This is a genomic window from Dyadobacter luteus, assembly GCF_003383615.1.
Taxonomy (GTDB): domain Bacteria; phylum Bacteroidota; class Bacteroidia; order Cytophagales; family Spirosomataceae; genus Dyadobacter; species Dyadobacter luteus.
The window spans coordinates 123,900-148,985 of record NZ_QNUL01000003.1 but is presented as its reverse complement, the minus strand read 5'-3'; the positions used below and the strand labels follow the sequence as shown (position 1 = coordinate 148,985).

Annotated in this window: 26 protein-coding genes; 4 read left to right on the top strand and 22 right to left on the bottom strand. The window is 42.3% G+C overall.

Features of this window, described 5'->3' with window-relative positions; translation table 11 throughout:
• Nucleotides 1–120 precede the first annotated feature (120 nt).
• Nucleotides 121–714: a TetR/AcrR family transcriptional regulator gene (locus DSL64_RS05730; protein WP_115829708.1), complete on the top strand. Its 594-nt coding sequence runs from the start codon at nt 121–123 to the stop codon at nt 712–714.
• On the opposite strand, the gene epsC is transcribed toward DSL64_RS05730, so the two are convergent.
• A complete protein-coding gene (gene epsC, locus DSL64_RS05725) occupies nt 695–1,543 on the bottom strand; it encodes a serine O-acetyltransferase EpsC (protein WP_115829707.1) in 849 nt (282 codons plus the stop codon). The genes DSL64_RS05730 and epsC overlap by 20 nt on opposite strands.
• A gap of 191 nt (nt 1,544–1,734) precedes the next feature.
• Between epsC and DSL64_RS05720 the strand changes: the two genes are divergently transcribed.
• On the top strand, nt 1,735–2,625 hold the full coding sequence (locus tag DSL64_RS05720; RefSeq protein WP_115829706.1) for an alpha/beta fold hydrolase: 891 nt from the start codon (nt 1,735–1,737) through the stop codon (nt 2,623–2,625).
• 394 nt (nt 2,626–3,019) lie between these two features.
• Here the strand turns inward: DSL64_RS05720 and DSL64_RS05715 are convergent, their stop codons facing one another.
• The 20 genes from DSL64_RS05715 to DSL64_RS05620 all read right to left on the bottom strand — a co-directional run bounded on the left by DSL64_RS05715 (nt 3,020) and on the right by DSL64_RS05620 (nt 23,236).
• Nucleotides 3,020–4,114, bottom strand: coding sequence for a T9SS type A sorting domain-containing protein (locus DSL64_RS05715; RefSeq protein ID WP_158547884.1), 1,095 nt, complete (start codon nt 4,112–4,114; stop codon nt 3,020–3,022).
• Nucleotides 4,115–4,226: 112 nt separating this feature from the next.
• A complete protein-coding gene (locus DSL64_RS05710; RefSeq protein ID WP_115829704.1) occupies nt 4,227–5,291 on the bottom strand; it encodes an isoaspartyl peptidase/L-asparaginase family protein in 1,065 nt (354 codons plus the stop codon).
• A gap of 120 nt (nt 5,292–5,411) precedes the next feature.
• Nucleotides 5,412–7,682, bottom strand: coding sequence for an NADP-dependent malic enzyme (locus DSL64_RS05705; RefSeq protein ID WP_115829703.1), 2,271 nt, complete (start codon nt 7,680–7,682; stop codon nt 5,412–5,414).
• Between the two features lie 92 nt (nt 7,683–7,774).
• Nucleotides 7,775–8,983 carry an MraY family glycosyltransferase gene (locus DSL64_RS05700; protein ID WP_115829702.1) on the bottom strand — a complete coding sequence of 403 codons (1,209 nt, stop codon included), beginning with the start codon at nt 8,981–8,983 and terminating at the stop codon, nt 7,775–7,777.
• 152 nt (nt 8,984–9,135) lie between these two features.
• Entirely contained in the window at nt 9,136–9,879 is a 744-nt protein-coding gene (locus tag DSL64_RS05695) for a glycosyltransferase family 2 protein (RefSeq protein ID WP_115829701.1), read from the bottom strand.
• Nucleotides 9,876–10,442 carry a WcaF family extracellular polysaccharide biosynthesis acetyltransferase gene (locus DSL64_RS05690; RefSeq protein ID WP_115829700.1) on the bottom strand — a complete coding sequence of 189 codons (567 nt, stop codon included), beginning with the start codon at nt 10,440–10,442 and terminating at the stop codon, nt 9,876–9,878. Before DSL64_RS05690 ends, DSL64_RS05695 begins: the two co-directional genes overlap by 4 nt.
• Nucleotides 10,396–11,325 (bottom strand): glycosyltransferase family 2 protein, encoded by a 930-nt coding sequence (locus tag DSL64_RS05685; RefSeq protein WP_115829699.1) that lies wholly within the window; start codon nt 11,323–11,325, stop codon nt 10,396–10,398. Before DSL64_RS05685 ends, DSL64_RS05690 begins: the two co-directional genes overlap by 47 nt.
• Nucleotides 11,326–11,388: 63 nt before the next feature.
• Nucleotides 11,389–12,537, bottom strand: a complete 1,149-nt coding sequence (locus tag DSL64_RS05680) for a glycosyltransferase (RefSeq protein ID WP_115829698.1) — start codon at nt 12,535–12,537, stop codon at nt 11,389–11,391.
• A 33-nt stretch (nt 12,538–12,570) separates the two neighbouring features.
• Nucleotides 12,571–13,707, bottom strand: coding sequence for a glycosyltransferase family 4 protein (locus DSL64_RS05675; protein WP_115829697.1), 1,137 nt, complete (start codon nt 13,705–13,707; stop codon nt 12,571–12,573).
• Nucleotides 13,707–14,741 (bottom strand): hypothetical protein, encoded by a 1,035-nt coding sequence (locus DSL64_RS05670; RefSeq protein WP_115829696.1) that lies wholly within the window; start codon nt 14,739–14,741, stop codon nt 13,707–13,709. Before DSL64_RS05670 ends, DSL64_RS05675 begins: the two co-directional genes overlap by 1 nt.
• A gap of 132 nt (nt 14,742–14,873) precedes the next feature.
• Nucleotides 14,874–15,239, bottom strand: a complete 366-nt coding sequence (locus tag DSL64_RS05665) for a VOC family protein (RefSeq protein WP_115829695.1) — start codon at nt 15,237–15,239, stop codon at nt 14,874–14,876.
• Between the two features lie 23 nt (nt 15,240–15,262).
• On the bottom strand, nt 15,263–16,588 hold the full coding sequence (locus tag DSL64_RS05660) for an amidohydrolase family protein (protein WP_229216974.1): 1,326 nt from the start codon (nt 16,586–16,588) through the stop codon (nt 15,263–15,265).
• A 119-nt stretch (nt 16,589–16,707) separates the two neighbouring features.
• Nucleotides 16,708–17,643, bottom strand: coding sequence for a bifunctional riboflavin kinase/FAD synthetase (locus DSL64_RS05655; protein ID WP_115829693.1), 936 nt, complete (start codon nt 17,641–17,643; stop codon nt 16,708–16,710).
• A complete protein-coding gene (gene truB / locus DSL64_RS05650) occupies nt 17,640–18,350 on the bottom strand; it encodes a tRNA pseudouridine(55) synthase TruB (RefSeq protein WP_115829692.1) in 711 nt (236 codons plus the stop codon). Before truB ends, DSL64_RS05655 begins: the two co-directional genes overlap by 4 nt.
• A gap of 127 nt (nt 18,351–18,477) precedes the next feature.
• The gene (locus tag DSL64_RS05645; RefSeq protein ID WP_115829691.1) at nt 18,478–19,257 is read right to left on the bottom strand and encodes an undecaprenyl-diphosphate phosphatase; all 780 of its coding nucleotides are present in this window, start codon (nt 19,255–19,257) and stop codon (nt 18,478–18,480) included.
• Nucleotides 19,254–19,469, bottom strand: coding sequence for a DUF3098 domain-containing protein (locus DSL64_RS05640; RefSeq protein WP_115829690.1), 216 nt, complete (start codon nt 19,467–19,469; stop codon nt 19,254–19,256). Before DSL64_RS05640 ends, DSL64_RS05645 begins: the two co-directional genes overlap by 4 nt.
• 30 nt (nt 19,470–19,499) lie before the next feature.
• Nucleotides 19,500–20,378 (bottom strand): cell division protein FtsX, encoded by an 879-nt coding sequence (locus DSL64_RS05635; RefSeq protein WP_115829689.1) that lies wholly within the window; start codon nt 20,376–20,378, stop codon nt 19,500–19,502.
• Nucleotides 20,379–20,512: 134 nt separating this feature from the next.
• Nucleotides 20,513–21,118 (bottom strand): bifunctional nuclease family protein, encoded by a 606-nt coding sequence (locus DSL64_RS05630; RefSeq protein WP_115829688.1) that lies wholly within the window; start codon nt 21,116–21,118, stop codon nt 20,513–20,515.
• Between the two features lie 367 nt (nt 21,119–21,485).
• On the bottom strand, nt 21,486–22,460 hold the full coding sequence (locus tag DSL64_RS05625; protein WP_115829687.1) for an electron transfer flavoprotein subunit alpha/FixB family protein: 975 nt from the start codon (nt 22,458–22,460) through the stop codon (nt 21,486–21,488).
• Between the two features lie 38 nt (nt 22,461–22,498).
• Nucleotides 22,499–23,236: an electron transfer flavoprotein subunit beta/FixA family protein gene (locus DSL64_RS05620; RefSeq protein ID WP_115829686.1), complete on the bottom strand. Its 738-nt coding sequence runs from the start codon at nt 23,234–23,236 to the stop codon at nt 22,499–22,501.
• Nucleotides 23,237–23,332: 96 nt separating this feature from the next.
• Between DSL64_RS05620 and DSL64_RS05615 the strand changes: the two genes are divergently transcribed.
• Complete coding sequence (locus DSL64_RS05615) at nt 23,333–23,659, top strand: tetratricopeptide repeat protein (protein ID WP_115829685.1); 327 nt, start codon at nt 23,333–23,335, stop codon at nt 23,657–23,659.
• 177 nt (nt 23,660–23,836) lie between these two features.
• Nucleotides 23,837–24,193 carry a hypothetical protein gene (locus tag DSL64_RS05610; protein WP_115829684.1) on the top strand — a complete coding sequence of 119 codons (357 nt, stop codon included), beginning with the start codon at nt 23,837–23,839 and terminating at the stop codon, nt 24,191–24,193.
• A 60-nt stretch (nt 24,194–24,253) separates the two neighbouring features.
• On the opposite strand, the gene DSL64_RS05605 is transcribed toward DSL64_RS05610, so the two are convergent.
• Nucleotides 24,254–25,075, bottom strand: coding sequence for a purine-nucleoside phosphorylase (locus DSL64_RS05605; RefSeq protein WP_115829683.1), 822 nt, complete (start codon nt 25,073–25,075; stop codon nt 24,254–24,256).
• Nucleotides 25,076–25,086: the final 11 nt, after the last annotated feature.

Below are 25,086 nucleotides of genomic sequence, written 5' to 3'. Positions count from 1 at the left end.
TCGACGGGCAATCTCTCTATATTTTGTCTCAATATGAAGGACAGGGCTTGGGCAATAAGCTGTATATAAGTATATTTGAGAGTATATTATTGGTGCTCCGGATATAAACAAATATATAGTATGGGAATTGTAGAGCGACGCGAACGGCTTAAGATTCAGGTACGTTCAGACATCGTTAAGACAGCTAAAGAAATTGCACGTGAGGATGGATGGACTGCGGTTTCCATCAGGAAGATAGCGGAAGTGATCGAATACAGCCCACCGATCTTATACGAATACTTCGATAGTAAAGATAAACTGCTTGAAGCCATCCGCATTGAAGGCTTCGATTATCTTCAGGCAGAATTCGTCAAAATAAAGGGTCATTTCGGCAATTCGGAAAAACAGCTTGTCGAAGCTGCCCAATGCATCTGGACGTTTGCCATTGAGAATCCGGAGGTGTTCCAGGTGATGTTCAATATAGAAGGTGCATTCTGTGATTCAAAGCGCGTCTATTCGCAGGCTATGAATATCAAAGACAATCCGGTTTGGGAAATGATTGCCAGGGTGCGTCCTAAGGCCGGAGAGCTTGTCACCAAAACTTATTATGAATGGTGGTGCCTTACTTATGGTTTTATCGCCATTACCATGACAACCCAACCACGGTATGCTCTGGCACAGGCAGAGGGTATATACATGGATAGCGTAAGGCGCTTTATAAAGACGCTTCAGTAACAGGCTGAACAGGCTGCTGGCGTACTTCCACCTTGCTTTGATGATAGACCAGTGAATACGGAGGTACGCTTTTCACGATCCAGGCATTCCCGCCTATTATGGAGTCTTTTCCTATCACTGTCTCTCCTCCTAAAATTGTCGCATTTGCATACACCACTACGTTGTCTTCGATCGTAGGATGGCGTTTACGTGAAGCCAACGATTTCGAAACGTGTGTTGCGCCCAGGGTAACTCCCTGGTATAGTTTCACATTGTTGCCAATATGAGTAGTTTCGCCAATGACAACGCCTGTACCATGGTCAATAAAAAAGGAATGACCGATTACTGCATTGGGGTGAATGTCTATTCCTGTCTGGCTGTGTGCAAATTCAGTCAGCATACGGGGAAGCAGAGGAATTTTCAGTTCCGCCAGAATGTGGGCAATTCTGTAAGTTGCAATTGCCATAAATCCGGGATAGAGCGCAATTACCTCTTCTACACTTACTGAGGCAGGATCATTGTCTGTAATAGCCTTGGCATCCTGAAGCAGCAGGTCATATATTTCAGGAATGTTGGCAAATATCTGGTCGAGTGTATCTTCTTTACTGTCTGTGAGCTCTGGAAGCAGAGGATCCAGCATACACCCTAATTTATCCCGCAAAGAAGAATAAGCTTCCCGTAAATCTTTTGCCTTTTCGTTATGTTGGCAATCCTGACTGATAGGGAACAGAAAATTAATAAGCTGCTGAATGAATTTACCAGACTCCTGCCGTGAAGGAAGTTTGTAACGAAAAGTTTGATTCTGCTCATTCAAACGTTCAAAAAAAGCTTCCTGTTGCTGCGCTGTCATTAATTCTCACTTTTAATTTTTCTCTCCGAAAGAGGATTTCTAATCATTTTACGGATAAACAAAGAAACGGACATAAATGTTGAATTTTTGTTAAATACTTAAAAAAATAATCTTTTGGCATCATTTTACCTTAGAATTGTCGTATATTGAATATTACAACTGAAAAGACTTCGAGTTAAAATAATTCCCCCATGAGTAACTTTAGATTTCTGCGTTCAGCTGTTGTGGTTATTTTTTTGTCTGCGACTCTGTCATCATGCTTCTCCAAATACATTATCTCGGCTAAACAGGTCAGGAAACATTATGCTTCCAAAGACGTACGGCCTGAGACGAAATTAATCCAAAACGATACCCTTGCTTTGCAGGTAGCGAGTGTGGGTGCAGATACACTGCCAATGCTTCTTCTTATACATGGAGCTCCGGGCTCACTGTGGGGATATATGAATCTGATGGATGACGCAGAGCTGCAGAAGAAATATCATATTGTTTCGGTAGACAGGATCGGTTATGGAAAATCAAGACTTAAAAAGCGGAAATATGTGACTTCCATAGAGTTGCAGGCCAGAGCTTTACTTCCTGTATTTTCGCTTAACAAGTCAGAAGAAAAAGTGGTTGTGCTGGGACGTTCCTATGGAGCCCCGATTGCAGCAAAGCTTGTTTCAATGATTCCGGAGGAAGTGAAAGAACTCATTATGGTGTCTCCTGTTATTGATCCGGAAAAGGAAAAATTCTATTGGTTTTCTAAATGGGGAAGAAATTCCTTTGTGCAGCTTTTTCTACCCGGAGAATTCAATACGGCTACTGCTGAGAAGTATAGTCATGCAGATGAACTACGTAAGCTTTTACCTGTCTGGCAGAACCTGGATGTGAGAACGACTGTAATCCAGGGAGGAAATGACTGGATTGCTGATCCTGCCAATTTCGAATTCGCGAAAAGGCATATCAAAAGTAAAAAGGCACAATATATTTTTCTTTTCAACGCGGGTCACATGATCACCTACACACATGCTGACATGATCAGGGAAATGCTGCTCAGAAGCAGATTATTTCAGGATAAAATTGCTGTTCAGCTGGATTATTAATAGCACGGATTAATTAAAAACCGGCCTTTTATTGAACTCTGGCTATTATTTGTGACCTTTGCCAACAAAAGAAAACGACTGATCAGAAATCAGCCGTTTTACCGAATTATAATTAACCTATGATAAATTATCTCTGACACCGATATATTTCGGTGTTATTTTTTTGCTACACTATCAGACCTGAATGCATCTCTGCAATACTCCGATCCATTAAAACACAAAAGATACATGGAGTCTGTCTATACTCTATGACGCATAAATTTCATTACACCACTAACGGAATATGTTTTATTCTGTTAAGGTACTCTGAGTTAACACGATGTAATGTAAAGTCAGCAATAAAAAAATCCTGCCGTCAAGGGCAGGATTTCTAAGGCAAAGATATTGGAAGTTATTATCGGACAATTTTTTTGGTAACCGTATCCTTATCATTGGCAGCCTTGATCAGATAAATGCCATTCGTGTAGTTCCGCAAATCGAATTCATGCTGAACGCTGCTTTCTACGGCCGAGGTCTTGAACGTATCTCTTACACGTCCCTGTACATCAAGTATTTGCAAACTTATTACAGAAGGACTATTGCTATAGACTTTTACTGTGAGAAAATCTGTGGTTGGTACAGGATAAGCATTTATTGCGATGGATATCTTAGTATTGTCCGGATTAGGTATACTGGTTACAGGGCCTAAGTCTGCATTTTCATATGGAGGTATCTGTATCGTTTCACCTGGTTTGTCTACAACCTGAACAACAAATTCACGGTAGCTTTCAGAAATTCTGACTCCATCGCGCCATTCATACATGACAAAGGAAATAAGGTAATTACCTGTTTGAGTAGGGGCAAGCCAGCGTAACTGCTTTGTTTGATTATCAATTTTGAAAGTACCTGCTGAATTTACCTCGTTGGGGTACATATAGTTGCTGTTCGTACTTCTTACACCACAAGTACCTGGGGAAGGCTTGCTTAATTTCTGAAGGGCAAAACTGATACTATCAGATTCCGTGTCTTGCGCTTTGAGATCTACTATAAATGCCTGCCTGATTCCGGCTTCAAATATGCCATGTGGTAATACTGGTGTTGAATTTAAAAAGTTGGTGTTAAGTACCGACCACAGGAACAGAGGTTGCTGCTCAGCAATTGGAAAGTTCAACATCCCGTTTGTACGATTGTCGACCTGCGTAGAAACCTGGTATATTCCCTGACTGGCATAGGTATAACTGGTGGTGTAAGTCCCAATTCCAATTTTTGGGTTTGCAGGAGAAGTAGTATATGTACTTCTGTCGACAGTGATTGTCGAACCATCTCCCGTACACACAAGAATTTGCTTATCTGTAACAGGTGATGCCGAATCAAAATAGAGCATCACAGAAATATTATAGGTTAAACCACTGGTATGCGCCGTCCGGATATCACCCCCAATTAAGTGGGTAGCCAAAGCGGATACAGTTGTTAAAAGACTAAAAAAGGCAATCAGGTATATATTTTTCATGAACATTGAAGGGAGTTAGTTGCTCAATGCATTTTAATCACAACGTAGAATCCCACTATTTTAATATCTTTTTTATACTGAATTTGGTAAGAAATGAGGACTCTGCTGTCTTTCAATCCTTGTAAATTTTAACTTCACTTTTTCCATCAGCGGTGATGTATCCGCGATACATACCTTCACTATTAAAAGGCATACTGATATTTCCGTTTCTGTCCAGCGCAATTACGCCTCCTTCACCTCCAATATCAACCAGTTTTTTCATGACAACCAATTCTGAAGCTTCTTTCAGGCTCAACCTTTTGTACTCCATCAAAGCTGAGATATCATGCGCGACTACTGATCTGATAAACAACTCTCCGTGCCCGGTGGCGGAAACTGCACATGTGGCGTTGTTAGCATAGGTTCCGGCACCGATGATAGGAGCATCGCCTACACGCCCATATTTTTTATTCGTCATGCCCCCGGTGGAAGTGCCTGCTGCGAGGTTTCCAAATTTATCAAGTGCAACACATCCGACGGTACCAAATTTTTTCCCTTCAGTAAATATCAGCTCCTCTTCATATTTAAGACCGGTTTTGGGAGCCTTCTTCAATTTTGACTTTTCGTTTTCAGTATGGTCTAGCTCCACTTTCTCCTCTGCTTTTGCCCTTTGGAGCGCTTTGTAGCGTGTTTCGGTATAAAAATAGGATGGATCCACAATTTGCAGTCCCTGTTGTTTCGCAAAAAGGTCTGCGCCTTTTCCAGCCATCATCACATGCGGCGAATTGTCCATGACAGCAATCGCCGCCTTGATCGGATTTTTTACGGTGGTAACCCCCGCAACTGCACCGGCTTTGAGTGTGTTGCCCACCATTACAGAAGCATCAAGCTCATTTTTTCCTTCACTGGTAAACACAGCACCCTTTCCGGCATTGAAAAGTGGCGAGTCTTCCATGACCATAATCGCTGCTTCGACAGCCTCCAGGCTGGTGCCACCTTTTTTCAGGATCTGATGACCTTGTTGCAGGGCGTTATTAAGAACAGCCTGATATGCGGTCTCTTGTTCAGGAGTCATATTGGCGCGGGTGATAGTTCCTGCACCACCATGTATGACCAGCGTAATTTTATCTGAATAATCTTGTGAAAATGCTTTTACAGAGAGCGCTAGCAATAAAATGAGTAGACGGGTTATTTTCATAAAAGGTTTATTAGTTAGTCGTTAACTATCAATATACAAATTTTATCGAATTCCTGATGCCGTTCAAAAAGAAAAGCCGCCTTTTGGAGGAGGCGGCTTTTCTAACTTGCAGATTTTGAATTATTCCTGCATTTGTGCCTCTACAACTGCGATAGCAACCATGTTTACGATCTCACGAACAGAACTACCAAGCTGCAATACGTGTACCGGTTTTTTCATACCTAACAGGATAGGCCCGATTGTTTCCAATTCGGCTGCTTCTTTCAGCAGATTGTATGCGATATTACTCGCCGACAAATTAGGGAAAATCAGGGTATTAGCGCCGCCGTCCACAAGCGCACTGAATGGATGATTCTCTTTGAGCAGATCGGTGTTGAAAGCAAGGTGAGCCTGCATTTCACCTTCTACAATCATGGAAGGATTACGTTTTTTGAGAATAGCTGTAGCTGCTCGCATTTTTTCGGCATCCTTACCATCAGCACTGCCATAGTTGGCATAAGTTACCAAAGCAATGCGCGGCTGTATGTTGAATCTTTCAATCGTTCTCGCAGTAAGCTCAGTAATCTCTACGATTTCATCTACCGTAGGATCAAGATTGACTGTTGTATCAGAGAAGAATAATGGTCCTTTAGGTGTCAGGAGAATGTACATCCCCGCTACCTTATTGACATCATCCTGTTTTCCGATCACGTGCAAGGCTGGACGGATCGTGTCAGGATATGTTCTGGTAAGACCCGAGATTAGCGCATCTGCTTCGCCGTTCTCAACCATCATCGCACCAAAATACGCCTTGAAGTAAATTGTACGTCTTGCTTCAATTGGAGTAAGGCCTTTACGTTGCCTTTTCTCGTAAAGCTTAGCCGCGTAAGTATCAACTCTGCTCTCGTTCTCTTCTGCTCTTGGATCGACGATTGAAACGTCTGTCAGATCAAGTTTACTTTCTTTGATCAGATTAAGAATTGTTTCCTTGTGTCCCAAAAGGATAGGGATAGCAATGCCTTCGTCGCGTACCTGTTGTGCTGCACGTAATACCTGTATGTTTTCCGCATCTGCAAAGACAACTCTTTTAGGAGACAGTTTAGCTTTATTAAGAATGACACGGGAAAGCTGCTCATTTCTGCCGAGTCTGTTGGAAAGCTCCTGCTCATATGCATCCCAATCAGTAATGATCTTGCGTGCTACACCTGTTGCGATCGCTGCTTTGGCTACAGCAGGAGCTACAGTAGTAAGCAGGCGTGGATCCACCGGCTTAGGGATAATATATGTATTTCCAAAAACGATATTGGTTTCGTTGTAAGCCAGGTTCACGATATCAGGAACTGGTTTTTGTGCCAGTTCAGCAAGTGCATGAACCGCCGCCAGCTTCATTTCTTCGTTGATTTCCGTCGCGCGAACGTCAAGAGCACCGCGGAAAATATACGGAAAACCAAGTACGTTGTTAACCTGGTTAGGATAATCAGAACGACCTGTAGCCATAATTACATCCTCGCGCGCTTCGATGGCATCAGGATATGGAATCTCCGGATTCGGATTAGCCATCGCAAGTACGATAGGATCCTTCGCCATGGATTTTACCATTTCCTTCGATACAATGTTGGCAGTGGAAAGACCCAGGAAAAGATCTGCGCCGATCAATGCATGTTCCAGCGAGTCGTACTGAGTGTCAGTAGCAAACTGCTTCTTCATCTCATTCAGATCAGTACGGGCATTATTGATATGTCCTTTTGTATCAAACATTGCCACATTCTTCGGATCTACCCCAAGCGATAGGTAGAGCTTAGTGCAAGATACAGCAGAAGCACCCGCACCAGAAACTACAACACGAATATCCTTGATGTCTTTTTTAACAAGAACCAAAGCATTCAACATGGCAGCAGCACTGATAATCGCAGTTCCATGCTGATCGTCGTGCATGACAGGAATGTTCAGCTCAGCCTTCAGGCGGGCTTCTATTTCAAAGCATTCAGGCGCTTTAATATCTTCAAGATTGACGCCACCAAAGGTAGGTTCCAGGATTTTAACAGTTCTGACAAACTCATCCACATCTTTTGTGTTAAGTTCGATATCGAATACGTCAATGTCAGAATATATTTTGAACAGCAGTCCTTTTCCCTCCATTACCGGCTTGGATGCTTCCGGACCGATATCACCAAGACCAAGAACGGCAGTACCATTACTGATTACAGCAACAAGATTTCCTTTTGCTGTATAGAGGTATGCATTTTCGACATTTTCTGCGATTTCAAGGCACGGCTCGGCAACGCCCGGAGAATAGGCGAGAGAAAGGTCTCTCTGTGTGTTGGTTTCTTTGGTCGGAATAACCTGGATCTTCCCTGGTCTTCCCTTAGAATGGTAGTAAAGAGCGTCTTCTTTTCTAATCTTTTTGTTCATACCTGTGGACAATTATTTGGCGCTAAGGTACAAACATTCGTTTTACAGCGTTAAGAAAACGGACTTTTTATGTTGAAATTGATAATATCTGATTAAAGGTCTTTCAACAACTTTTGACCCGGAGAAACACCTTTGTCACTGAATGCTGGTGATTTAGCGTGTTTTTTTTTGTCCTGAGCAGTTGCAATCCTTTTCTTCATGAAATAGGCCACTACCATATAGGCGCAGAACATGCCAATATAGATGTAAAGTGAAGCAGTGTTAGTGATGTTACCATGGAAAGTAAAGAACAGCGCAGTGTTTAGAATAGTCACCATCCATAAGGTAAAGGACGCCCAGAAGTGGTTAAGTCCCGTATCAATAAGGATATGGTGCATGTGGTTTCTGTCAGCAACAAATGGAGATCCTCCCTTAACAATACGCACAATGAATACGCGCAATGTATCGAAAATAGGTACAATTAAAAGTACCATCACGATGATGGGTGCATTGAAATAAGCATTCGGATCATGCAGATAACCCACGTTCAGCGACAGGAACTCGACAGCGAAGATGGATAAGAGATAACCTACAATAAGGGAACCAGTATCACCCATGAAGATTTTACTGGTTTTAGAGAAGTTGAATCTCAAAAAACCAAGCAGGGAACCTGACATTGCAAAAGCAAGGCAACCAAACGAGAAATGATCATTCAGAATAAACCAGATTCCAAATCCCAGTCCGGCGATCAGACTGATACCTCCGGCCAAACCGTCAATTCCGTCAATCAGGTTTATAGCATTAATGATTGCGATAAATACAAATACTGTCAAAGGAATGCTAACGATATCCGGCACTGCATCAATACCAAAGATTCCGTAGAAATGATCAATCTTGAAATTGCCCATTGCAACAAGAATCAGAGAAGCAAATATCTGAATGATTAGCTTCTTGGTTGGATCTACAGCAAGAATATCATCTTTCAAACCTAAAAAGAAAAGAATCAACACGCCTGTAATAGACAGATTGATGATATTGGAATCAATCGCATTTTCAGCATGTGGCCAAAGAAAATAGGCTATTAATGTAGATGCAAAAATGGCGATACCACCCAATGTAGGTGTTTCTGTGTGGTGTGAGCTTCTGAAACCTGGCTTTGCCGTAAGATGCAGCAGATTGGACAGGTTAATGATAACAGGAATGGAAATGATTGATAAAAAGCAGGCAATCAAAAATGACAGAAAACACTGGTATACATCATGGTGTACCATACTGTTAAAATTTCCTTCACTAATGATCTGCAGGGGTATTTGTAAATCCATTTTATTAATGCTAAGCATTCTTTATATAAATGACTTTAACATAATTCACGCCAAATTTTAACAAAATATGTCGTAAAACAAACATGTAAAGTCCTGTGTGTCAAAATATTTTATCTTTTGGTCACTTTGCTAATATTCGTTACAAAAAAGTTCTATATAAACTGTAGAACTTTTCTTAGCGGCTTTAACCAAAGCGTATAGAATTTCGGTTTTAACCCATTAATCTTCCAGGCAAGCCGGTCATTTTTATTAGCTGCGATCCTGTTGGATACATTACTATTACTTACCCCTCCGGCTCTCATTTTAACGAGCACTTTGGGTACATATGCCAATGTTATGCCTGATTTATGAATCATTCTCAGCATCAGCTCATAGTCTGCTGCACTTCCCAAATCCAATCTGAAACTTCCATATTTTTCATACAAGCTCTTTTTTACAAAGAAGGTTGGATGCGGTGGCATCCAGCCGGTTATAAATGAGCCCTTCCGATAATTACCAGACTTCCAGTTTCTTTTTATTTTATTTAATTCTGTTGCATCTACATATTGTAAATCACCATAAGCTCCGTCCGCGTCGGTGGATCTCATAGCCCGAACAATATCAGATATTACGGTATTACCAGCGTAGAAATCATCTGCATTTAATATGCCAACAATGTCTCCGGTGGCTAATGCAACGCCCTTATTCATCGCATCATAAATGCCATTGTCAGCTTCGCTGATAAATTTGTCAATCCGGTTTCCATAGGATTTGACAATATCAACAGTCTGATCTTTGGATTTACCATCAATAATAATGTACTCAATAGAGTCATAGTTCTGCGCCAACACTGAATCAATGCATGAATTTAGCGTAGAGGCACCATTAAAAACGACTGTTATGATACTTACTTTCAATGTTTAATCTGTCTTTGTTTTACAAATATCGCCGGATTGCCCTGGTAAATTCCGAAAGGATCCATATCCCTGGTAGCCACTGAATTAACAGTTAGCACTGCATGGGACTTAACTGTCACTCCCGGACAAACCGTTGCTTTGGCTCCGATCCAGGATCCATTCTCTATTGTAATCGGCTTCACAATTAAATCGAACGTATTTACTGTGAAATCGTGATTACCTGTTAAGAGCATACAGCCCTGTGACAAACACACATTTGCCCCAATATTCACCGTCGTGAGGTTGTCTATCCACACCTTTTCTCCGATCCATGTATTGTCTCCAATACTCAGAAACCACGGATATTTAATATTCACTTTTGGCTTCAGAACCACATTTTGTCCAAGCTTTGCTCCGAACGCTTTCAAAAGCATTCGTTTCGCCAGCATAGGGACCGGCAAATAAGTATCTATAAACAAAATGGATGTCAGATACCACGCCAGTCGTTTCATTGCACTTCCAGGCTTATACCAGCTATTATCGTACCCGGACAGATCGGTTTGGGTTTGCAAGATCTTTTCCATATTCCGTCCTGAAATGTTCTATAATACTGTCTTTATCTTTACCTGCACGTTGGTATACTTCATAGATTTTGGCATCAACAAGAAACCTATACCAAAAGCCTTGTAAAAAGTGCCAGATCAATCCTTTTTTGCCATCTAGAAATCCGAATTTGAAGAAGTATCTGTAAACGAAATAGACAAATGGTCTTGTGAACAAAGGCATGGACGCATACTTGATCTTCAGATATCTTGTTCGTTGCTCCTGATTTCCCCAAAAATTCGGAGTTACTGTTGGTTTACTGTCAAAGTTATATTTAATGTTCAGTAGGTCTATCACCTCTCTGATTGCATAATTGTTATGCTTTTGAGTCCACCAGGTGAGGTTATTAAGGTTGTGATCCACAATATCATGCTGTAACTGAGCCGTGCTTCCACTACTCAGTTTGATATGCTCGTCCATCCACAATTCTTCACAGATTCCTATATCACGGCGCCACAGGCGCAGCAGCCAGATAGGGTAGTAGCCTCCGCGGCTAATCCACTGATTCATGAAAAAGACCCTTCTTTTAACATACAGACCTGTAATATCTGCCGAAGTGGCCATTAACTCCCGGTTCAGTTCACTGGCCAATTCGGGAGTAAGGTATTCGTCTGCATCCATCCGCATCATCCAGGCTGTTTGGAACGGATTATTCTGAATACCGAAATTGTATTGGAAAGCGTAGGATACCCATGGGTTTTGAACTACAGTTGCGCCAAGGGAAGTTGCGATTTGTACGGTGTTGTCGGTTGAATATGAATCGACAATGAAAATTTTATCCGTTACCTGTTGAAGGCTTTTAATACATCTCTCAATGTGTAGCGACTCATTGTGTGTTAAGATGATGACGGATAAATCAACCATATAAATTATTTCAGGGCAATTCTAACTAACGGTGAACATGTGTGCAATTGGCTGCAAAGATAGTCAGATTTTCTTTACTTTCTTGTATTCTTCCAATAACTGATTCGCGACCACTTTGATGTCGAAATTTTCCACTACCATGTTGTAGGCGTTATTTGCAATAAGCCTGGCATAGGACGAATCTTGTAATATTTTAAGAAGACCTTCTGCTACACTCTCAGGTTTTAAGGCAGTTAGAAACGCTGCATTGTGCTTTTTGATATAATCTCCAAAGCCAACCCGATCAGAAACTAAAGCAGGTACACCTGAGGTCATAGCTTCTAAAACAGCAATTGAAAATCCTTCTGAATAGGACGGGAGCACAAATAAATCTGCATCTGCGAGGGCCTCCTTTTTATCCGAATCAGTGAGCATACCCACCAGCTTCACCCGGTTGTGCAACTTATTTTTTTCGATAAACTCCTCTGTTTCTCTCTGATAGCCATCGTCAGGACCGGCAAGGATCAGTATCGCATTCGGGATTTGCTGATATACCTTTAAAAATGCTGGTAAAAGCAGGTCGAGCCCCTTTTTGATATTCAGCCTTCCCATAAATAAAATCACCTGCTGTTCAGGGGAGATGTTGTATTTCTGTCTGAAAATTCCTTTTGCCGGAAGTTGCGTATATTCTGATAGCTTCATCCCATTGGGAACAATAGCCATATTTTTGGGGCGGTATCCCAGATACCGGATCACATCCTGTTCCTCGTCAGTATTATTGATTTGAATAAGATCAGCTTTCCCCAGTAATCTCTTCTGGTACAGAATTGTCACCAGTTTCTTCTTCCATTTGCTGTGTTCTACAGCCCAGTGATCCAGAAGTCCGTGGATTGTAATAACCAATACAGCTTTATTAGGGATCAGAAATGGAGCAAGGCTACCAAAGTGCCAGATGCCGTGCATATGAATTACATCATACTGGCTTATATTAGCTTTCAGATAGCGGTACATTTCTACGGAAAACTCCCGGTAGTAATTACTGATCGGAGTAGTTCTGGCGCACTCTATCAGTCTGGCTCCTTGGGGAACCGGGTAGCTTTTTTCACCCGGAGTCATCGGACTCAGGATGTCAACCTGATGTCCCTGTTTCAGAACCTCAGTTGTATGGTCATATATAATTCTTGCAGGCCCGCCAATTGCCCATGTATAAGCGCATATATTCAGAATTCGCATCTTTCTAATTTTGTGTGCGTAATTTTGTTAACATTATCGAAGGCTCAATTGAGCGTAACATCTTACCATTTGCTCTGCCACCTGCGTTGAATTGAACGGAGCTACCAATTCTTCAGAAGCATCTCCCATCGAATCAATTTGGTCGGGATTATCTATGAAAAATTGCAAGGCATCTTTCAGGCTGACAGGATTTTTCGGATCTATTATAAAACCGTTTTTTCCGTCTACTACAAGATCCTCAACGCACCCGCAAGTCTGTGAAACAATCACAGGTAATCCGCAGACCATTGCTTCATTCACAACCAGCCCCCAGGGTTCAGAAATACTCGGCAGAATCAGCACATCGCTTTGTGTCAGCCAGCGGGGAACTTCATACCATGGAAAACCACCAGCAAATTGAATGTTTTCAGGCTTTGCGCTTTTTAAGACCAATCCCTCCAATTCACCGCGCATTGGACCATCACCGACAAACAGCAATTTCCAGTCGGAGGCATTTTGCAACCGGATAAATACCTCAATAAGCATTTGTAAGTTTTTCTCCGGAGCCAACCGGCCTACATATACAAATGTCTTGTTGAGTGGTGTTAGATTTTTTCGCTTAGCCTCACTAAATGCATTTTTGACCAACGCCTCATCAATAACTGCTGCATTGCTGACTGCAATCTTATTTTTTTCTATGCCGAGTGCGATCAGATAATTTACAGAAGATTTCCCGAAGCAAAAAAAGGCATCGGCCATCCCCACTATGGCTTTCTTTGTTTTCTCCTTTATTCCTGACCTGTTGTGGTCCAAAGTAGAAGATTCAGAAGAAAGGACGATTTTTACTCCTTTGCTGCGAGCGTAAATCATCAATAATACCTGCGCCCAGTCGAACCAACCTGTTACATTTAAAATGGTAGGTTTAAATGCATTGAAGGTTTTAAATAACGCTTTCAATCTTTCAGAAAAACCAACCTGGTCGAGGCTTTTATTGAAAAGAACCTGATAAGGGTACTGATAAGGAAAACTTTTCTGGTCTTGCATACTGCTTCTGCTGGCTTCATAAAGTGCAATATGTGCCACCAGAAATTCCGCTTCTGGATATTCAGTGTGCATCGACTTATGAATCTCGCTGAAAAGTTTCGACTTATAGTGTGCCCAGAGTTGGTTATGAATGATTAAAACGCGCATCAGGGCTTATGAGTTAAATATTCAGCAAACAAAGGATACAAATTGTTTGCCAGAAAAACCTGTCCCTGGTTATTGTAATGCACAACATCCAGATTCCGGTAGTATTCCAATTTCACACCCAGATCAAATTCGTTGATCAGGCGAATGTTTTTTTCTTTGGCAAATTCAATGATCTCCATACCTTGGTCGTTGAAGTGGCCCAACTCAATTTCAGAAATTTCCGGGTGCAGATAAATGAAGAACGGAATATTTTCTTTTTGAGTCATTTCATAAAGCTGCTCATAGCCAGGGTTGAATCCAATACCCGGCTTGCGGATTCCAGCGTCATTCAGCTCTATTTTTTTGATTGTATCTTTTCTGATCGAGTCAGGAACGGTTTGCTTTACTTCTTCTTTTTTCGCTACGGTTTCTTCGCTTTGCAATTTGTCGTTATCAAAGGAAGGCAGAAGAGCCAGGAAGTTGTACCAGATCCACCAGCGGTATCTGTCCCAAAGTTCCACCCATGCGATACTGTATTGTTTATCAGGCATTCCCGGGTCTATACCTACAGGACTGATGTGGGACATAATATCGTGCGCATCGTGGCTACTCGTTACCAAGCCCACTACCTTGGCATTGAAGAAGCCGTATTTTTTGAGATAAGCAGCTATATTGTCAGGCCCCCAGGATCCTGCGGAAATATTTAGTACTCTGGTTTTCTTTCCAAAAGTTTTCTGGAAACGTTTTTCGAGCATACTGGTGCCGATGCTGTCGTGGGTGGTGAGACTTCCGCCATTGATCACGGAGTCGCCCAGAAGTAATATAATGAGACTATCGGATTCGGAAAGCTCCTCACTTCTCATAGATAAGCTATTGGTTTTGACGATATTGCCAAAACGGTTTACTTCCTGGTTAGGTGCGTATATGTATTCAAAGTCGGGATCATTGACGTATAGAGGAGCATTGCAGAATCCATAAACTTTTCGGAGTACGACTTCGGTAATACCGGCTAAAACAACAATAACGACCAGGACTTTAAGAAAAACTTTAAACATACATGTTAATGGCCTGCGATGAATGCAGGTGCAAATTTAGAATTACTTTTTCCATTTACGAGCTTTTGAAGAACAGGAATGGAAATTAGTAAGACGGAAGAATTTCGTAAGGCTTTCTCTTTCTGTGGCTGCTCAAAGATATTCGATCAATTCTATACGATTTCCAAAAGGGTCTCTGAATGAAAAACGTTCGCGATCAGGAATTTTGCTCAGGTGAGTGACAGAGATTCCGTTTTCTGTTAATATCCGTTCTGCTTCAGCCAGATTTTGAACTGTGAAAGCAGGGTGTCTTTGAGAAAGTTGCTGTTCACCTTCAGCGCGTATATGAAGCTGGACATCACCCATCTGGAACCAGATAGCTTTATGCGGAATAGCATAACCCAAATCTGTCAGTTCCTGCAAACCTAAAACTTCTCCATAGAAATGACGTGCCTGTTGCTCTGCACCGTCAGGAATACAAAGCATGATGTGGTCAAATTTCCTGAATTCAATTTTCATAATATCTGGTTGGTGAAGTGTAGCTATTTTCCTGCTTGTTTGCCGTCTTTCCAGACAGCGTTAATTTTTCTGGTGTTCTTAATGTCGGTAAGAGGATCCGCATCCAGAATTACGAAATCTGCCTTTTTGCCCACTTGAATACTGCCGTAATCTTTGTCAATTTTCATCGCCTTCGCAGCATTCAATGTACTTATCTTAATGACGTCAACGGGCTTGATGCCGGCATTTACCATTAATTCCATTTCATAATGTTCCGCAAACCCCTGTGCTCTTTCAGGAAATGCACCGGAATCTGTTCCCAGAGCAACAGTAATTCCATAGTCAAAAATTTTTTTCAGATTTTGCAGACCAATTTCAGCGTCTTTTTTCTTCTTTTGGTAGTCAGCAGAGGCTTTTAGTTTTGTCTGATAAGCGGGGTCAGAAAGCATCTCCCATACACCCGGTTCGAGTGAATTTTTGAAAAAATCGGATTGCATCCATTCAGGCTTGTCTGCGTAGATGTAGGCAAAATGATCCAACGTCAGAGTAGGAATGTACACAACGTTTTTTGCTTTCATCAGATCAAGTAACTCTTTGTCTACCTGCTTGTCACGAATACTGTGGCCGATAATATCCAATCCTGCGTTAGCGAGTTTTTTTGTATCGTCTACATAAAACAGGTGCGCAGTCACTGTGATGCCGTGTTTATGCGCTTCAGAAATGATTTCGGAATAAATCTCCGGTTTCATCTTTGCCGCTTTACCACCATGGTCGTCTACCCACATTTTGACCGTCGTTGGTTTCAGTACCGCGAGCTTATTCATCATCGCCGGAACCTGTTCAGGAGTTTCCGGGCGAAACAATAGATTCATCCAGGATCCCGGATTCGGGTCAGGGACATTGAAACCATAGCCTGCCGAGAAGAGTCTGGCTCCCGGAAGTTGGCCGGCAAGGGTAGAATCCCGTAAGCCGCTTTCAAAAATGAGGGGCCTGTCTGTACCCATTACTAACACCGAATTGATTCCGTACTGCTGATAATGCTTCAGTTGGCGAATGATGTTTTCGCGGGTGTAGTTTTCTGCATTTGAAGTAGTGCCTTTGAGTGTACCCACATGTGTATGCGCGGAAATAAGAGAAGGAATTAATGTTTTTCCTTTCAAATCCAGCGTTTGTGCGGTATTGGATTTGATATTTTCTCCGATTTTGGCAATACGATCATCCTCAATAAGAATATCTGTTTTTTTGACAGCTGGCTTTCCAGTTCCGTCAATCAGCATCACGTTTTTGATCAGTGTTGACTTCTGAGCGGATGCGGGAAGTACAAAAATCAGCATCAGGAATAAAATAGGGAGAAGACAGCGGTACCTCATAGCTATTGATGTTTCAGTTCAAATTTTATCAGACGTTTCCCAAATAAGCATACCACGCTGACTTGCGGTCGGAATAGCAACTATACAAGTACAGCCAGGTCTTATCTATAATTGTGCAACTAATCCAAGTTGGCGAAATAGTCAATGGTAGCCTGTTTATCAATATTGATTTGTGCAATCAGTTCAGGTAGTCCGTTGAATTTTTGCTCCGCACGCAAATAGTGCAACAGTTCAAGCTTTACTTCCTCCCCGTATATTTCCCGATCAAAATCAAGGATGTTGACTTCAATCGTTTTTGATGTACCGTCAACGGTTGGGCGCACTCCGATATTCAACATTCCGTTAAAGACCCACTCCTTATAGCTGGCCTTAACCACGTAAACTCCATTTTGAGGAATGAGTTTGTATGATTCGTCGGGGTGGATATTGGCAGTCGGAAATCCTATGGTTCGTCCTAATTGTTTGCCTTTCACAACTGTTCCGGAAACTGTGTAGGGGCGACCCAGGAGCTCGTTGGCTTCATGAATGTGGCCGGTGAGCAACGCACCACGGATACGTGACGAGCTTATGGCAAGATCTTCGATATCCTGGCGCGGAATTTCTTCAACCTCAAAACCATATGAAGAGCAATTCTTTTGCAAAAATTCAAAGCTGCCTTCGCGGTTTTTTCCAAACCTGTGGTCGTATCCGATCACAAGCTTACGGGTTCCGATTTTATCAACCAGTACCTGTTGAATAAATTCCTGTGAAGAAAGCTCCGAGAATGACCTTGTAAAAGGAATAATGAGCAAGTGATCCACGCCCAGTTCAGCGAACAGTTCAATCTTTTCCTCAATGGTGGACAATAGCTGCAGGGACTGGCTGTCTTCTGAAACTACCATGCGCGGATGAGGCCAGAAGGTAAGCACAACTGTCTCTCCGTTACATTGCTGACTGATTTCTTTCAGTCGGGATAATATCCTTTTATGACCCACATGAACACCGTCAAATGTTCCGCTGGTTACAACTCCGAAGCTGAGTTTTTGGAACTCATCCAGATTATGGTAAATTTTCATTCGTCAACTGATAACTTCAACTCAATCCTTTTCCGGTTAATGAACTCGGTCAGTTCCGCAGCATTTTTTAATTCAAATGCTCCGATACGAGTCCGGCACAAAGCGCTAAGATAAGCGCCGCTGCCTGCAAGTTCGCCAAAGTCGCGCACCATACTGCGGATATAGGTTCCTTTAGTACATACTATGCGGAAGTCGATAGATGGAAAGTGAGTCGAATCAATTTCAAAAACAGAAATTTCTACCTGCCTCTTTTTAATTTCAGCAGTTTCTCCTCTCCTGGCTTTTTTATATAATCGCTCTCCATCCACTTTTACAGCGGAGTAAATGGGAGGTACCTGCTCAATGTGTCCGGTTAGTTTCCGGCGTGCAGATTCAAGAACTTCTTCGGTGATATGGTCTGTCGGAAATTCCGCATCAAAGTCAGTTTCCAGATCAATGGAAGGTGTAGTTTTACCTAAAACAAATGTTCCGGTATATTCCTTTTCCTGAGCCTGGTAGGTATCAATTTGTTTTGTTTTCTTTCCCGTACAAAGAATTAACAGACCTGTAGCGAGAGGATCCAGCGTACCGGCATGACCTATTTTTTTGAATTTGCATGCGCGTTTCAGCTTGTTGGCAACATCAAATGAAGTCCATTGAAGCGGCTTGTTAATCAATATTACTTCACCTTCGTCAGGTAGGGGAGCTTCTGTATTCAAGTTTGTCATTTATTTAAAACTCAGATTTGATATGCAGGCGAATGTCCGGCAGGTAAAACCTGAAAACTATATTCAGTAAAAAATAATAAACCACAGAGACAGCCCTGTGGTTTACTGTAAAATGTCATTACGTATATTAAACCACGTCCAGTTTATATCCGGATGCGAGCAGGCCTAGTAAAACCAATCCAAGAATGATCCGGTAGTAACCAAACACCTTGAAGCCGTACTTTGTTACAAAGCTGATAAAGAATTTGATAGCAAGTAATGCAACTACAAACGCAACAAGATTTCCGATAGCTAAAACTTTGATGTCTTCTGCTTGAATCGTGTCGTATGTTTTCAATAATTTATAACCTCCTGCAGCCGCCATAGTGGGTACTGCCAGGAAGAAAGAGAATTCAGCAGCCTGTTTGCGTGACAATCCCTGTAGCATACCTCCAATGATCGTAGATGCTGATCTTGAAACCCCAGGAATCATCGCGATACACTGAAAGAAACCAATCTTAAATGCATCGAAATAGGAGATTTCTTTCTCAGAAACTGTGTTGTTCGCAATACGGTCGATAAACAAAAGGATAATTCCTCCTACAAGCAGCGATATAGCCACAACGATTACGTTTTCAAGCATGGCGTCGATGATGTCGTTCAACAGAAAACCCAGAACGGCAGCAGGTAGAAATGCTACAAAAAGCTTAAAATAGAATTCTGTAGATTGGAAAAATCTTTTCCAGTAAAGTACCAATACGGAAAGAATAGCACCAAACTGGATATTAACCGTAAACATTTTGGTGAAGTCCAGGTGGCTGATCCCCATAAAGGAGGAAGCAATAATCATGTGTCCTGTTGAAGACACGGGTAAAAATTCTGTAATCCCTTCAATAATAGCAAGGATAATGGCCTGCCATATACTCATGAATTCGAAGGTTTACGTAAGATTGCCCAAAACTCAATAATGAACCCTGCGATAACGATCAGTGGTCCTACAGTCAGGCCCAATGCGCCGAAGCCAAATTCTGCGGTTTCAAATGTCATAATCAGAAAACCTCCCAAAATTACAACCAGACCGATCAGCATGGTGGTGTAATTGGCAGAAGAAAAAGGTAAATTACTTTTTGGGTTGCTCATATTCAGTTATTAAGAGTTTTGATTTTAAAATCAGTAAAGATCATCCAGTGCCATGCGCAGGTAACGTGCCAGCGATTGATAGGTGCTGGCGATACCAATACATATTCCTAAAGCCAGAACTACACCTACCAGTATCACAATTTTGTCGTATTCCTGTAGCATTCCTAATCCTTCCACATTGCGGACGGCCACCTGCTGTAAAGCGATTAATAGACCGCCGGCCACAATTCCACCTGTAAGCCCTTGCAGCGCGCCACGCAGGATATAGGGACGTTGAATGAAGCCATTGGTTGCTCCTACCAGCTGCATACTGCGAATCAGGAATCGCTGCGAGTAAATGGCAAGTTTGATCGTATTGTTAACCAGAAGTACAATAATGATCAGCATAACAAGTGCAAAGCTCGCCAGTACAATATAAATCTTGGTTACGTTTCTGTTAATATTATCGGCAAGGTCTTCCTGATAGACGACCTCGTAGGTGCCATTGATCTGTTCGAGATCTTTTTTGATTTGTTGCAATTTCGCTTCTTCGAAGTACTCTTCACCGATTTTAACACGGTAGGAATCTCTCAACGGATTTTCACCCAATAAGGTGGTGAAATCTTCCTTTGTGCCATCTATAAACTCTTTAGCAGCTTCTTCTTTGGAGAAGAACGTGATAGGAGTTACCTCGGAAGAAACCAGTACGTAAGGTTTGGACTTGATGATATTCAGAACAGAATCCTGACCCGCCTTGGTGATTTCCTTATCAAGAAACACCCGAACTTCTATATTCTGACGGATGATAGAAACCAGTTTTTTGGATTGTATCACCAGTAATCCACAAAAACCAATAAGAAATAATGCAGCCGTAAGACTCATTACAATCATTGCATTGGGATAACTACCGATCTTCTTCTTTTTAGGCATAAGCGCGTGAGATTTCGCATTTTTGCTGTCCGTATTTGTTTTGATTCGAATGCGATACCGGCAAAAGTACGATTTTAATGATAAGGATTCTTACTTAAAACGATGCTTAACTATTTTTAACTAAACAGGCATTATTAGTTTCGGCGTCCCATTTCATCACGAATCTGGGCTGCTTTTTCATAATCCTCTTTTGAAAGAGCGTCGTCAAGAATACGTTGCAGCTCTTCGAAGGACATATCCTGAAGGTGATCCTTATTGCCTTTTGAAGCTACTGTTTCGCGCACTGTTTCGTGGTCGTCGTCTTCCTCTTCTTCATCATCTTCAGAAGATGAGCTGGATATGATACCCGCTTCGGAAAGAATGGCTTCATATGTGTAAATCGGAATATCGAAACGCAGACCGATCGCAATTGCATCGGATGGACGAGCGTCTATTTCAATTTCCCTAAGTTCATCTTTACAAACAATCTTAGCATAAAATATGCCTTCTTTCAAGTCTGAAATCACAATCTCCTTTAGTGTGTAGTTCATTCCATCTGCAAATGATTTGAACAAATCGTGCGTCATCGGCCTGTTGGGCACAATGTTCTCTATCTGCACGGCGATTGCCTGGGCCTCAAATACCCCGATGATAATCGGTAAACGGCGATTCCCTAATTCTTCGCCAAGAACCAATGCAAATGAGCCTGCCTGAGACTGGCTGGGGGAAAGACCCAGAATTTCTAACTTTATTTTTTTCACGTTTAAACTTTGATGCGCTGGCGCAAGTTTTGTTAACAGCTGTGGTGATTCAAACCTGGTGTTTCTCTGTTAGTTCCTGTAAAATGTACTAAGGACGTCATGAAAGATGATTGAATTTCAGTTCCTTAACGAATTAGCAGATTAAACCGTTCCTGACAAGGTGCACAGAACACAGGCTTTAAGCTTGCAAAAGTAAAAAACCCGTCCTGCATAAAAAAATGCCTGACGGGTTAAGTATTTCAGCGCTGTGAGCAACAATTAACCAAATACCTATAACAGGTTGATTATAGCCCGTTTATGTTCGGTTGTGTTTTCTAACAAAGTTCAGAAAGCTTTGTGAACAGGCGCTGAGAAGGTTTTTCGACCTCTAACGCAACGCCTTTGCTGCTTCAGTAAGTTTAGGAAGTATTTCAAAAACATCTCCTACGATCCCGTAGTCAGCCGCTTTAAAGAATGGAGCTTCCGGATCTTTGTTAATTACGACAATACATTTAGACCCATTGACCCCCGCGAGGTGCTGTATTGCTCCGGAAATACCACATGCTATATATAGGTTAGGCGCAACTTTAATGCCCGTTTGCCCGATGTGCTCGTGATGAGGGCGCCAGTCCAGATCAGATACTGGCTTTGAGCAGCCGGTAGCGGCACCTAATGCACTAGCCAGATCAAGCAGAGGTTGCCAATGATCTGCTCCTTTCATACCTCTGCCGCCTGACACAATAATATCAGCTTCCGTCAGAGATAATTCTGAGCTGGCTTTTTCAACGTTGGTTACCTGCGCCTGGTAATCGGAATCGCGGCGAGAGGAAGCAAATGTCTCCACAATCGCTGCTGAGCCCGAAATGGCTGCTTCGTCCACCTCAATGGCGTTTTTTCGGATCACCAGGACTTTCACATCCGACTTGATTTCGGTGGTGGCAAAAGCCTTACCGGTATAAATGCTTCTTGTTACTTTAAAAGCGCCATCAATCTGAGGAAGCTCTGTGACCCCTGAAACCACACCGGCTTTGAGTCGGGCAGCTGCACGGGCAGCAACCGCATCACCCAATCCTGATTTGGAAAGAATAATAATTTTGCTCCCTTCCTTTGTTGCAGCCTGGAACAATACATCCGAGTAAGCAAGTGCATTTTCATGTGCCAAATGCTCATCGGAAGCGTGTAATACTTTCGAAGCTCCGTAATGTCCCGCTTTTTCCAGCTCTGAGTTATCTGCTTGTCCGATGGCAAGTACAGTTGCCGTTGATCCGGTTTGTGAAGCGACGCTGGCACCATAGGCAATTGCCTCCAATGATGTTTTTTTGATATTACCGTTATCTAATTCTACAAATATGAGGACTGACATAATGAATCAAATTTGAATTGTGAATAATAAGCATGAGACTAGAGAACCTTCGCTTCCGTTTGCAGTAGTCGGATCAGACTGGCCGCATCCTCTGCCGGGATCATCTTGCAGGCACCTTTTGGAGCGGGCAAAGTGAACTTTTCGGGTGCTGTCATCTCATCCAGGCCGACCGGCTCTACCACTTGCAGAGGTTTGGTACGGGCCGTCATAATCCCTCTCATGTTCGGTATTTTCCATTCAGCAATAGGCTCCTGGCATCCCAAAACCAAAGGCAGGGTAACGGTGAGTGTTTCCTTTCCTCCGTCAATCTCGCGGGCAATAGTGGCAGTAGTGCCGTTCAGCTCCAGTTTCATTACGGGTGAATAGGAGGGAACTCCCAGCATTTCACCCACAAGTCCGTGTACAACACCACTGTTGAAGTCGATAGATTCACGTCCCATCAATATCAGGTCGTAGCTATTTTGCCTGGCAATATGTGCGATTTGTGCAGCAGTGAAGTAAGAGTCCTGTGGATCTGCATTCACGCGGATAGCATCGTCTGCGCCAATCGCCAACGCTTTACGAATTTGTGGATCCGCATCTGCTTCACCCACATGCAGTACAGTAAGTGTCCCGCCTGTCTGTTCTTTGATCTCAACTCCGCGGGCAAGTGCGTAGTCATCGTAGGGTCCGATGATGTATTGGACACCATTTTTATTAAGTTTGGTGTCATTATCTGTGAAGGATATTTTGGCGGTCGTATCTGGTACGTTGGTTATACAAACAAGTATTTTCATGATATGTGAGTTACCTGGTTAACTTATTCCGGAAATAACTTATGTCTTTCACAAATAAATGAAAATCTAAAATAGTATGCAAGCATAATAATTCTGATGAGCAATTCCCTACTTACCAATCTTCTGGCCTTCTATGAAGAAGACCCGACAGACCCCTTTAATGTTTATGCTTTGGCTTTGGAGTATCTGAAGTCGTCTCCTGAAAGGGCCGGAGAGCTCTTTGATATTTTGCTTCGTGATCATGCCAGTTATCTGCCAACCTATTACCATGCAGCAGATTTTTTCGCTGCGAAAGAAGATAATGACAAAGCCGAAACTATTTATAAGGATGGACTGGCTCTTGCACTGACGCAGAGCAATGTGAAGGCGCATCAGGAGCTGCAAAGGGCATACAGGAACTTTCTGGACGAGCTGGAATATTGAATAGTTTAACAATTAAAATTTGGTTAGCTTGGTGAAAACCCCTAACTTTCGGGGTTATTAGGAAATACTACATCACAGACATTGCCGGGTATTCTTTTAGTCTCTGCATCCGGTTCAGTTTGATATTTGTTTTTGAGTTCCTCGCTTAATTAGAATAAAAATTATTCGTTGATATTTATGGAAAAGGAATCGTTCATTCCACTTGTTGTTAAGTGGGCACAAGCTCATGGTTTTAAGGAAATTCAGGCCAATATAGAAGGCTACGAAACTCCTAAATCATATGAAAGAGCTGCTGACAACCTGAAATTTACTCCGGATGTGACAGGGGTAAACATGTTTAACAGACATTATCTTGAAGTGTCTATGAAAACAGATCAGTTGAGAGGCAGTATTTCTAAATGGAAACTATTGAGCGAATTGGCAGGCATGAAAGGTGCAAAATTGTATCTGATGGCGCCAAGAGGGCATGTCCGTTTCACTCGTGAAGTGATAGAGCAGTATAATATTCCTGCTGAAGTCGTAAAAATCGACTAAGCAAACAGGAAATGTTGAGAAAGGCGGTTAAACACTTGTGCTGTTTAACCGCCTTTTCGTTTACATATAAGTTAGTAATTCCTTCAAAATCAAACGTATAGATGGCTCTGCTTTTTGAGCTGCAGCAATGATTTTGCTGAATTCTGCTTTTTCCAGTGTTTCAGGTATTCCCAGATCGGTAATTACGGATAGCCCGAAGCAACGGAGTCCTAACTGTCGGGCCGCAATAACTTCAGGAACTGTACTCATCCCCACTACGTCGCCACCCAGCTGGCGGAGCACTCTGTATTCCGAACGGGTTTCAAGTTGCGGACCTGTGACAGCAACATACACGCCTGAATGTACCGGGATTTGATTTGCGGTGGCTATATCCAGCGCTCTGCTTACCAGTGTTTTGTCATAAACCTCACTCATATCAGGAAATCTGTCGCCAAATTCAGGGATGTGCTTGCCTGTGAGTGGATTATGTGGAAGGAACAGACTGATATGATCTTCAATTACCATCAGCTCGCTTACCTTATATTCGGGATTAAGACTTCCACAGGCATTGGATACAAGCAAAGTATGTACGCCCAGCCATTTCATCACACGTACAGGCATTGCTACCTGCTGCATGTCATAGCCTTCGTAATAATGGAAACGCCCCTGCATACAGACAATTTTTTGTCCGGAGAGTTTTCCGAATATCAGTTTGCCGGAATGTGACTCGACAGTAGAGACAGGAAAGCCAGGAATATCTGCATAAGATAAAGTATGACTGACTTCTATATCATTGACCAGAGAACCAAGGCCGGTGCCCAGAATGATTCCGAAATCGGGAACGAAGCCATCCGTTTTTTCTCTGATATATTCACTTGCTGTTTCAACTTGTTGCAATGGCATTTTGGTATGGA